The organism is Chryseobacterium gambrini (assembly GCF_900156825.1).
GTDB classification, from domain to species: domain Bacteria; phylum Bacteroidota; class Bacteroidia; order Flavobacteriales; family Weeksellaceae; genus Chryseobacterium; species Chryseobacterium gambrini.
In genome coordinates, this window is sequence record NZ_FTOV01000001.1 from 252,323 (window position 1) to 263,706 (window position 11,384).

At 43.0% G+C, this 11,384-nt stretch carries 8 protein-coding genes; 6 read left to right on the plus strand and 2 right to left on the minus strand.

The window, feature by feature from the left end; all coding sequences use genetic code 11:
* Window position 1 precedes the first annotated feature (1 nt).
* The 6 genes from BW951_RS01210 (at window position 2) to BW951_RS01235 (ending at window position 5,496) form a co-directional block, all read left to right on the plus strand.
* Complete coding sequence (locus tag BW951_RS01210; protein ID WP_076390109.1) at window positions 2-661, plus strand: DUF3347 domain-containing protein; 660 nt, start codon at window positions 2-4, stop codon at window positions 659-661.
* Between the two features lie 11 nt (window positions 662-672).
* Window positions 673-1,197, plus strand: a complete 525-nt coding sequence (locus tag BW951_RS01215) for a DUF305 domain-containing protein (protein WP_076390110.1) — start codon at window positions 673-675, stop codon at window positions 1,195-1,197.
* Window positions 1,198-1,369: 172 nt separating this feature from the next.
* A complete protein-coding gene (locus BW951_RS01220; protein WP_228411385.1) occupies window positions 1,370-1,648 on the plus strand; it encodes a hypothetical protein in 279 nt (92 codons plus the stop codon).
* A gap of 23 nt (window positions 1,649-1,671) precedes the next feature.
* A complete protein-coding gene (locus tag BW951_RS01225; protein WP_076390112.1) occupies window positions 1,672-2,127 on the plus strand; it encodes a heme-binding domain-containing protein in 456 nt (151 codons plus the stop codon).
* 13 nt (window positions 2,128-2,140) lie between these two features.
* Window positions 2,141-4,414, plus strand: a complete 2,274-nt coding sequence (locus BW951_RS01230; RefSeq protein ID WP_076390113.1) for a multicopper oxidase family protein — start codon at window positions 2,141-2,143, stop codon at window positions 4,412-4,414.
* Between the two features lie 260 nt (window positions 4,415-4,674).
* A complete protein-coding gene (locus BW951_RS01235; RefSeq protein WP_047094767.1) occupies window positions 4,675-5,496 on the plus strand; it encodes an RteC domain-containing protein in 822 nt (273 codons plus the stop codon).
* 7 nt (window positions 5,497-5,503) lie between these two features.
* Here the strand turns inward: BW951_RS01235 and BW951_RS01240 are convergent, their stop codons facing one another.
* On the minus strand, window positions 5,504-10,942 hold the full coding sequence (locus tag BW951_RS01240) for an N-6 DNA methylase (RefSeq protein ID WP_076390114.1): 5,439 nt from the start codon (window positions 10,940-10,942) through the stop codon (window positions 5,504-5,506).
* Window positions 10,929-11,366, minus strand: coding sequence for a DUF1896 domain-containing protein (locus BW951_RS01245; RefSeq protein ID WP_076390115.1), 438 nt, complete (start codon window positions 11,364-11,366; stop codon window positions 10,929-10,931). The genes BW951_RS01240 and BW951_RS01245 overlap by 14 nt, the downstream gene beginning before the upstream one ends.
* Window positions 11,367-11,384: the final 18 nt, after the last annotated feature.

Sequence of the window (11,384 nt, forward strand, 5' to 3'; positions counted from 1 at the left end):
AATGAAAAATCTAACATTATCAATCATTGCTGTTATCATGGCATTTGTAACAGTATCATGCAATCAGGCATCCAACAAAAACGAGCAGTCTTCAAATGATACTGCTGTTGTATCACAAGAACAGCCAGCTTCCCAACCAAAAGAGGATGATACGGTAGCTGCGCCCGCTGTGAGCGAAACACCGAGCGGTCAGGAAGCAAAAGGAAAAGAAGAAGCAAAAAACTTTTCTATTGCGCCCATAGTTACCGATTATCTGTCCTTAAAGAACGCCCTTGTTTCGGACGATGACAAAGCCGCCGCCAGTTCAGGGAAAAAGCTGTTAGCTACCCTGAATAAAGTGGACATGAAAGCCGTTCCTGCCGATAAGCACAAAAAGTACATGGACATAGCGGACGATGCTAAAGAACAAGCAGAACATATCGGGGAAAATGTCGGCAACATCCACCACCAGCGGGAACATTTGGCCTCGCTTGGCGAAGATTTGAAAGACCTGATTGATTTGTTCGGTACATCGCAAACATTGTATCAGGACCATTGTCCGATGTTCAATGACGGTAAGGGTGCTGTTTGGTTCAGCGAAAACAAGGAAATCAAAAACCCTTACTACGGTTCTAAAATGCTGACCTGCGGTAAGGTGGAAAAAACAATTAACAGCAAATAAAATTCAGGGTTATGGAAAATATGCAAAACAGTCACCATGCGGGTCATTCCTCGGAGCATGGCACGCACAATACAAAACATGCTTCGGCCATGTACAAACGCTTTGCGGTGATGGCTGTCGCAATGTTCGCAGTGATGTATTTTATCATGTACTCCATGATTGACGGGTGGCAGAACCTGATACCCAATATCAACAATTTGTACATGACCCTGCTGATGACCTCGGCAATGCTGCTTATCGAATTAGCGATAATGAAAGTAATGTACCCCAACAGGAAGATGAATTGGGCGATAGCCATCATCTCGGTTGCTGTTGGCATCTTTTCATGGTTTGGTATCAGGGAACAAATCAATGTCGGGGACAAGCAGTTTGCAAAGGGTATGATACCCCATCACGCAGCAGCCATATTGATGTCCGAAAAGGCACACCTGACCGACCCGGAACTGATAGAGCTGCAAAAAAATATACTTAAAACCCAAGCGGAAGAAATTGAACTAATGAAGCGCAAGCTAAAAGAGTTTGAAGAAAGTAAATAATAAAATTTAAAAAAACAAGTTTGGACATGAACAAATAATAATTGGCTTTATTTCCTTATTAACCCTGCTATTCACCGCTTGCGGTCAGGCGGGGTCAAATAAGGATGAAGCGGAACAGCAGCATTCGCAGGCAACTCCGGAAAGCAACGGACATACTACCCAAATAGGTGAATTGGTTCCATCGGATGAAGTCTGCATGGTCAACGATGCCTATATCGGCAAAAAGCAGTTTGAAGTAAAATTTGACGGCAAAACATACTATGGATGCTGCGAAATGTGCAAGGAGCGTATTCCAAAGGATGCTACTGTACGATTGGCAATAGACCCCTACTCTAATAAGCAGGTGGACAAAGCTGTTGCGGTGATTGCCGTTACAGGGAACAACGGTGAAGTGTCCTACTTTGAAAGTAAGGATAACTATACCAAGTATCTAAAAAAGCAAAAACAGTAATTTACTCTCAAAATCAAGCTACAATGAAATATTTAAAGAAAATCATATTAGGATTGGCTGCTATCCTAATTGGCATACAGTTTTATCAGCCATCACGTAACCAGTCGGACGAAGTGCCAGCCACTCATATCGAAAGAATGTTCGCTGTACCCCAAAACGTAAAGGCTATCCTTGTTCAATCCTGTTATGACTGCCATAGCAACAATACCCATTATCCGTGGTACAGCCGTATCCAGCCCGGCGCATGGTACATGGCGGAGCATATAAAAAAGGGCAAAGAGGAACTCAACTTTAGCGAATTTGGCGACTATTCTGTCCGCAGGCAGCGAAACAAGTTCAGGGCTATGGCCGGGCAGGTTAAGGACGGGGAAATGCCGTTGTCATCATACACACTAATTCATCGCAATGCAGTATTGTCACCGGAGGATAAGCAGGTTTTGATAGCGTGGTTTAGCACAATGGAAGACAGCATTAAATAAAATTTTTCAAATCATGAACAGATATAATAAAATACCTATAAGAATTTTGCAAACAGTGCTGATACTGCTTTGCACGCAAACGCTGTTTGCACAGAGAGTGGTGCATTACGAGCTGTATGTAAAAGATACGCTTGTCAACTATGCAGGTAAGCAAAAAAGGGCAATTGCCGTAAACGGGCAAATCCCCATGCCCACCCTTACCTTTACCGAGGGCGACACTGCCGAAATAGTGGTGCACAACCAATTGAAAGAAAGCACATCACTGCACTGGCATGGTGTGTTCCTGCCCAATAAAGAAGACGGTGTGCCCTGGCTTACACAAAAACCCATCGCACCGGGTACAACCTACACCTACCGTTTTCCGATTATCCAGCATGGCACGCACTGGTATCATTCGCACTCAGGCTTGCAGGAGCAGATAGGCATGTACGGTAGTTTTATCATGAAGAAAAGAAGCGATGATAAGACATTCAGAAAAGGAATTGATGATTTGCCGACCGTTCCAATTATATTAAGTGAGTGGACAAATCTTAACCCCGATAATATCAACCGTATGCTACACAATGCAAATGATTGGGCGGCCATTAAGAAAGGCGCAACACAATCATATGTTGAAGCTATTAAGGAGGGAAAATTAGGGGTAAAGGTAAAAAACGAGTGGAAGCGGATGCTGGCGATGGATGTCAGTGACGTTTACTATGATAAAATCCTAATAAATGGTAGCCATAGCACCGATTTGAAAACAATTGATGGTAAAAAGCTAAAAGCAGGCGACAAAGTCAGATTGCGTGTTTCCAATGGAGGGGCGTCTTCATATTTCTGGCTACGGTATGCTGGAGGAAAAATTACAGTAGTAGCTAATGATGGGAATGATGTTGAGCCTGTAGAGGTGGACAGGTTAATCATTGCCGTTTCTGAAACTTACGATATTGTAGTGACTATCCCTCAAGATGGTTTGGCTTACGAGTTCTTAGCAACAACCGAAGACAGGACACAATCTGCGAGTTACTTTATAGGTGATGGGGTCAAACAGCTTATTTCTCCACTCCCACGATTGAAGTATTTCGAGGGGATGAAGATGATGAACGATATGATGAAAATGAATGGCGATTTGAACGATATGGGCATGAAGATGAGCCTTAACCAAATGGACATGAATGTAGTGATGTATCCCGAAATTACCGGAGATGCAACAAAAAAAGCAGACCACAGTAAGCATGAGGGTATGGATATGGATAACGACGCTAACCGTTACAACGCTAATGCCTTGGGAGACATCAAAACATTAAATTATGCTATGTTGCAATCACCTTATAACACCTCTCTTCCAAATGATGCGCCCGTAAAAGAGTTGAAATTCACACTTACTGGCAACATGAACCGCTATGTATGGAGCATGGATAATAAAATACTTTCGGAAACTGACAAAATACCTGTAAAAAAAGGAGAAATTCTACGGATTACCATTTATAATAATTCAATGATGCGGCATCCAATGCATCTTCACGGATTTGATTTCAGGGTGATAAACGGAAAAGGCGAAAAATCGCCGCTTAAAAATGTGTTGGATATCATGCCTATGGAAACAGATACCATTGAGTTTTTAGCAAATGAGGAAGGTGATTGGTTCTTTCATTGCCATATATTATATCACATGATGGCGGGAATGAACAGGGTCTTTGAAGTTGGAGACTACAATAACCCCTATCTACCCGATAAGGCAAAAGCCTATAAAGAATTGCAAAGAGAAAGTAATATGCCTCATTTTATGGCACAAAACGATTTTGCAACCAATGGTAATGATGGAGAAGCTATGCTAATGAATGCACGCTACCAATTAGGAACAGAATGGCGTTTAGGTTACAATGATATGCACGGCTACGAGGTAGAAACACATTTAGGTAGGTATTTGGGCAGAATGCAATGGTTTATGCCATTCATAGGTTTTGACTGGCGTTACCGCAGACTCGGTATTGATGAGCACGAAAAGAATTTGTTTGGGCAAAGAAATGATAAAGACACCCGCAGACAGTTTAGCTTAGGATTTATCTATACGCTGCCGATGCTGGTCAATTTTCAGGCAGAAGTATATCATGATGGAATTGTGAGATTGCAGTTAATGCGTGAAGATATACCAATTTCAAAAAGACTAAGAGGTGGTTTTATGGTGAATACCGACTTAGAGTATATGGGAGAACTTAGGTATATCATTAATAAGAATATAGGGATACGTACCCACTATGATAGCGATATGGGCTTTGGTGTGGGGCTGGCATTGACTTATTAAAATTAAATAACTAAGGGTTGTAAACTGCATAACCGTAAAAAAATATCGGTAAAAAAAAGGAGGTGATGCAGGTGTAATTCGCAAAGACTAACCTGCATCATACTACAACCCTTTAAAGTATGCAACAAAAATCTATCTATCGTTCCATCATCAATACGGTAGAGGTTGAATTTTTTTAAGCAGTAATTGCATCATAAGCTAATACGACAGTGTTAGCTTTTCTGTATTAACCAATAATATATTACATCAAAATGAAGCGAATGGATAAATTTTACAATGAAACATATCTTAAATTGGAAACTGCAATCCAGGAACTGGAGATTGAAACCGACTGCCCCATAAAAAGAATTGAAGCCGTTATACACCATATCATACAAAGCCTTGCCGACTTAAAGGACTTTGTACTGAAAAATGACTTTAAGAATATGGAAGAAGAAATCCATTTTTTCAAGTATCAGAAACCTGTTATTGTTTCAAAGCTCATCTACTACAATGCCATCTATAAAATCGAAACAAGAAGACCCTACGGGAACAAGCGTACCAAGAAATATTTTACCAAAGAACTGAAAAAGCTAAAAAGGTTCTTTGAAAACAATCTCGATTTTTACAAGTATTACCGCAGCAATAATTCTTTCGTTGACGAAAAATTCTTTGTGCGTGGCAAGCACGATATAAGGCTGTGGTTAGACACATTTTATTTTGAAGCAGACCATCGTTTTTCTACTTCACACGATTATAAGGTTGCCAAGATTATTGCCAATGACCTGATACAAGTTTATTTGGAAGACAGGCTCAATAACATCAATGTGAAAAGGGGTTCGGACAATTCATTGAAATGGACGGCAAGTAAAACGGCACTGACGGAACTCATATATGCACTGTACTCCCACGGTGTATTTAACAATGGGAATACAGACATAAAATTGATAGCTAAAACTTTTGAAGAAGCCTTTAATATTGAATTAGGCGATTTTTACCACACGTTTATGGAACTCAAAGCCCGTAAGATAAACCGAACAAAATTCCTTGACAGCCTGTGTGAAGCACTGATTAAGAAAATGGACGAACAGGACGAAAAGTAAATGACCATTACAATACGCCACGAGGCAAATGAATACCTTTTGCTTGTATAATGCTTTCCTGAACCTTTGGGGCTTCATTCTGCTTTTCTGCCTGCTCCGGAGCATCTACTTTAGTTTCAGGTGTAATAGACAACTGTATCTTTCTTTCCACGGCTGCCAGTTCCGTTTTTAGCTCACTCAATCGGCTTTCCTTAGACCAAGTACCGTTAACCACTTCCTGAAGTATCGGCAGGTCTTTTTGTATTTCAGCGATTTTCTCCTGCTCCTGCTTCACAAAGCCCGGCAGTTTTTCCAAAGCCCTTAAAAAATTCATTGCGGCGGTTTCGGGGTCTTTTGCCATCAGACCGTTATTGTAGGTGTACTTGATATTGCCCTCGCCAGTTATAAAAAATCTATTGACCCTTTCGAGTGTTGAATTATCCTTTGGAAGTTCTGTTTTAACCAATAATTGAAACCCGTAGAGGTTGCCTATTTCACGATAGTCGCCTGCCGTGCGGGCTTTGTTCGCAATCTCGTTCAGTTTTGCTCCTATTTGTTTCGGATTTGCATTGGGCGGCAAGCCATCTAACAGCACAGGGTTTTCGATTGTACCGTCCGAACGCTTTTGCAGGCGTTGCTGTAAGTTTTCCCAGTCGGTACTCATCCGGCTCAAACGGGATTGAGTGCTTTGCAACATTTCCATATAATCCTGTACCTTAAATTTGGCACTGGATTTAGAGCGGTTGAACGCCTGCTTTTCGCTTTCCAGTCCGGCAATCTGTTTTTCCAGTTTGGCTTTATCCAACAGGTCTGTATTTCCTGACAGGATTGCCACATATTCCGAAAAGTTCATTCCCGATTTTTCGTCCATACTTCCCTCGTCAATCGTTCTTTTGGTCAGGTTGTTAGTCTTTAACTGGTCGATGAAAAGCTGCTTATTATACAGCAGGTTGAATTTGTAACTGTCCAACGATTTTTCAACTGCATAGATAATCACAGCAACTTTATTATCGGCAAAGAATTTGGCAATCTCATTGCCTTTTCTGATTGCCCGCCCGTCCCTTTGGGCAAGGTCAGACGGTCGCCACGGTGTATCTAAATGATGAACGGCAACAGCTCTTTTCTGTGCGTTTACGCCAGTTCCGAGCATACTTGTAGAACCGAACAGTACACGGATTTTGCCCTCGTTCATTCCGTTGATAAGTTCCTTACGTTGCTTATCATTTTTCGCTTCCTGAATAAACCTTACTTCGTGCGCAGGTATGCCGTGGTCCTCCACGAGTTTGCGTTTTATTTCGGAGTACACGTTCCATTCGCCGGGCTTGTAGGTTCCCAAATCGGAGAAAACGAACTGCGTTCCTTTCTGTGCGTTGAACTGGTTGTAATACTTGGCGATATTTACCGCACAATGCGAAGCCTTGTTGTCGGGATGGTCGTCGTATATACCACTTACCATACGCATATCGAGCGACATCTTACGGGCATAGTCCGTCGCAATGAGCATCTTTGCTTTTTCTTCCCTTTGCGATAATGGTTCTCTACCGAGCAAAGTAGCATCGCCCGTTTTGGCAAACTGCATCAGGCTTTGGATAAAGGCTTCTTGGTCGGGCGTTGGCGGTATGTTGTACAATACCTCGTTCTTAGTGGGGCGGTCAATACCAATATCCTTAGCCGTTCTGTAATCCGTGATTTCAGAATAGAACTGTGCCAGTTCCGGCACTTTGATAAAGTAGCGGAAACGCTCTTTTGCTACAATATTGTTAGCTACCGAAAATTCATAATCGGTCGTTTTCCGTGCATAGATAGCTGCCCACGCATCAAAGGAATGAATACCCTGTTTTTCCAATGCACGGGGGCGCAGGTATTTAAACAGCAGGTACAATTCCGTTAATGAATTGCTGATGGTTGTACCCGAAAGAAAGGTTGCACCCATATCCGCATTGGTACGCTCTTGAATGGTGCGGATTGCAAACAGCAGGTTCAGTGCCTTTTGGCTGCCGTCCACGTTCCCCAGTCCGGCAACCAGTGTATGACGGGTGTTGAACATCAGGTTTTTGAACTGGTGGCTTTCGTCCACAAACAAATGGTCTATGCCCATCATCTTAAAGTCCACAATATCATCCTTACGGTTTTCAATATCGTGTTGCAGCGTTTTCAGCTTTACTTCAAGATTTTCTTTCCGCTTGATTACCCCGGCGAGCATTCCCCTTGTCACTTCCTTGCCTTGCGATTTTAGGGCATCGAGGTTACGCTCTACGCTGTCCAGTTCTATTTCGAGGATTTCCTTTTGTATTTCGGGCGATTGCGGTATCATTCCGAACTGGTCGTGTGTGAGTATCACACAATCCCAATCATTATTTTTAATATCCCCGAAAATCCGCAGGCGTTTTTTCGGCGTAAAATCATCTATACCTGGATAAAGGATTTTAGCGTGTGGATAGGCTTTGCGATAGTCTTCAGCAATGGCAGGTATATTCGCTTTCAGCCCTATAATCATCGGCTTATGGGCTAATCCCAAACGCTTCATTTCCTGCGCTGCGGTACACATTATCAGCGTTTTTCCTGCGCCTACTTCGTGGTCGCAGATAGCACCGTTGTTCAGCTTTATCATCCAAACGGTGTCCTTTTGACTTGAATACAGGTCTTCAATGCCTGCTCCCTTGCGGTCTAATCCCGGAAATTCCTGATGGCTTCCGTCATAGTTTGGGCGAACGAAACAATTAAAGGTATCGTTGTACTGGTCGGTCAGCCTGTTTTTAAACTCATCGTTCTGTGCGTGTAGCCAGTCGGTAAAGGCGGTACGGATTTCGTCAATCTTGGTGTTCGCCATTTGTATGGCTTCCATATCCCGTACTTTAACCTCTTGGTCGCCAACCATTACTTTTTTGGTAATATCAGGCGTGGTATTGACAAGGGCGTGTTTAAGCAGGGCAATACCGTCAAACGTGCGGCTTTCCGCTTTGACCGCATATTTTTCCCAAATGTGCATATTGCCCTGATGACACTTTACGGAAAAGTCGTCGGAGCTTTCGGAGTAATGAACCAGTACATCCGCATCGAACAAATGCGAAGCGAAACGGGCATAAATTCCGGTAGGTATCCACCGTTCGCCGAGGTTAAAATCCAGTTCCTCAAATTCGATACGTTTTGGTCGGGCTTCCTCTAAAGCGGTAAGGCTTTCTTTGGCTTCGGTATCATCGGGATAGTTTTCGAGATAGGCTCTTACTTCATCTGCTTTCTCCACCACGTTGCCTGCAATCCAACGTTCGGCTATTTCATATTCCTGTTGTAGCGGATTGTAGAACAACCGCCCGTGCAGGGCTTCTTTCAGGGTATCGGCAGGCAGGCTGCTGATTTCGGACATAAAGTCCAAATCCACATTTCCGTATTTGTTCAGGGAGGCAGCTAAAGCCTCTTCGGGATTGTCGGTTGCTAACGTAATGGTAGAAAAGCTAACGGGACGGCTGAAAATATCCGCTTTATGGATTATGCCGCCAATGACACGCTCCAGATAGGGAATTTCTTTACCTGCACTGTCTGTTTTTATCAGCTTGGCATTGTCGGCAGTATTGAGATTGCCGTATTTTTTGGTAAAGGCATCGTACAGCAGGTTCAGGGTTTCCCGTTCTTCCCTGTGTTCGGTCTGTTTTTCAGCTTCTTTTTGGTACAGGTTGATATAACTGTCCCTTACGGCTATGTAGGCTTCGGCTCTTGCTTTCTGCGAGATCGGCAATTGCAATGGATGAAAGATTGCTTTTTTGTCGTCCTTTTCTACTTCTTGCAGATAACCTACCCAACCGTTATCCACCACAAGGCAATCGTTACGGTGGAATGATTGCAGTTCGCCACTATACGGAGCAGGTTCAGGAATAGCATTAATATTGATAGCGGTAATGGCTGTCTTATCAGACTGGCCATTACCGTTTATTTGTGAAAACAGGTCGCCGATAGCTTCCTGTTTTTTGCCGTTAACCTGGTTGGTTCCGTTAATAGCACCATTGGATTTTAGCGGTATATAGGGCTGCTGCCTTGCACTGCTGAACAGGTCGGGCTGACGACCTATTGTACCTCTTCTTTTTTTAGTGCTTTGCCTTTTGGTTTGGGTAGTTCTTTTAGGCGGAGCAAGTACCATTACAGGTTCGCCCGCACTTTCAAACAGGTCAAAAATGCTTAGTTGCTTTAATTCCTGCGGGCTTTCCTGACGGACTACCGGAGTGGGTACAGCTTGCGGTTTTTGCTGAACGATTACAGGGTCAATGACCGGAGGTGTAACCTTTGGCTCAATCGGAATTTGTATAACAGGCTCTTCGTTCCGTTCGCCTCTATATAAATTCAAATTCAGGTGCTTTCCAAAATCTTCCGAAAGCATTTGCTTCAAATCTTTGGCAATCCCCTCAACGCCGTCTTTATGCGTATAAATTAAAGCGGGTTGCCCGTATGGGTCGGTATCTAATTTTTGGTCGGTATGGATAATTCTTGCACTATCCTGAAAGAGTGCATTGCCCGGTGTATTGTATTCGGTTGGCTTACTTTGACAAAACAGCTCTTCCCTGTCGGTCAGATTTTGTTTTGCCAATTTTTTTTGCAGGATAATCAGGTCGCTGCCTACTTCCGTACCTGCATAGTCGGTAAACAGGTTGTTGGGTAGTCTTACAACCGAAACCAAATTATTATCCTGCATTAACGCCCTGCGTATGGGTTCGTTCTTAGGGCTGTTCAGAATACCCTGTGAAGTAATGTAAACCAACAAACCGCCCTCACGGAGCATCTCAGCACCTTTCAGAAAAAAGTAATTGTGTATGCTTCGGGCAGCCTGTACTTTGGCATCGTCCCTGCTTCGGGAAAAGGACAAATCAAATACGGAAGTATCGCCGAACGGGATGTTACTGGCGATTACATCATAGCTGTTTTGTTCCCTTTCGGGGATTTCCTCAAAACCGTTAATACGGATATTACTTTCGGGGTAAAGCTGCTTTAAAATCTTGCCTGTAAGCAAGTCCTTTTCATAAGCGGTAACACTGGTTTTCTGATTTTCTGAAAAGGATTGTATGAATGAACCTATACCTGCGGAGGGTTCGAGGAATTTATCAATGTGCAGACCATTATCCCGCAAGGCAGATGAAATGGCATCTATAACCTTTGGCGGTGTATAAAAAGCCGTCAGTACGGAACTTTTCATACTGTCCACATACCTGCGGTATTGCTTATCGTCTTGGGAATTTTCTTTGAGTAGTTGGTGGAGTTCCTGCGTGAGTGGAAAGAGGTCGTGTTCTGTTTTTCTCCAATGATTGATGTCTATTTCGCTTTCTACGGGGTTCAGAACGAATTTAAGACCGCCAAATCCGCTGTATCGCATCATTAGCAGTCTTCCGCCTACGGTGGCTTGCCGTTTCTCCTTTTCCAGTTTAAAAACAATTCGCAGGGCATCAATATTCTGTTGGAGATGGAACCGCTTACTGAAGCCCATTTTCCTCAATCCATATTGAGATGGTTCCGGTCAGTTCGGTATAGAGTACATCAAACTCATATCCGTAGGCGAAATCATCGGTTAATTCATATCCTGCGAAAATAGGCTCACAAACGGGAAACATTTTAAGGGCGAACGGTCGCAGTTCCTCGTCTGCCATTATGGTATCAAATTCATTGCATACCACTTTGAAAACCGTATCGAACTTGGAGAAGTGCAAGCCCTCAAAAAGTATGTAGTTGGCTATTTCGTTGCATTGCTCAATGGCGTTTCCCGAACGGAAAGCACCCTCATAAGCATTGGCAGCCCACGAAGACCGTTGGTCAATAAATTTTTGGACGTGTGCCTTTTCGGGAAAGCTGCTGTTTAATAATTCTTGCAGTCGTAATCTGAAATACGACAGGTCTTTTTGATGTGTACTCATACTATAATTTTTATTTAG

Excerpts from the sequence above, each read along its gene's own strand:
- BW951_RS01235 (WP_047094767.1), top strand. The coding sequence starts at position 4,675 with ATGGATAAATTTTACAATGAAACATATCTTAAATTGGAAACTGCAATC.
- BW951_RS01245 (WP_076390115.1), bottom strand. The coding sequence starts at position 11,366 with ATGAGTACACATCAAAAAGACCTGTCGTATTTCAGATTACGACTGCAA.
- BW951_RS01225 (WP_076390112.1), top strand. The coding sequence starts at position 1,672 with ATGAAATATTTAAAGAAAATCATATTAGGATTGGCTGCTATCCTAATT.
- BW951_RS01230 (WP_076390113.1), top strand. The coding sequence starts at position 2,141 with ATGAACAGATATAATAAAATACCTATAAGAATTTTGCAAACAGTGCTG.
- BW951_RS01210 (WP_076390109.1), top strand. The coding sequence starts at position 2 with ATGAAAAATCTAACATTATCAATCATTGCTGTTATCATGGCATTTGTA.
- BW951_RS01240 (WP_076390114.1), bottom strand. The coding sequence starts at position 10,942 with ATGGGCTTCAGTAAGCGGTTCCATCTCCAACAGAATATTGATGCCCTG.
- BW951_RS01215 (WP_076390110.1), top strand. The coding sequence starts at position 673 with ATGGAAAATATGCAAAACAGTCACCATGCGGGTCATTCCTCGGAGCAT.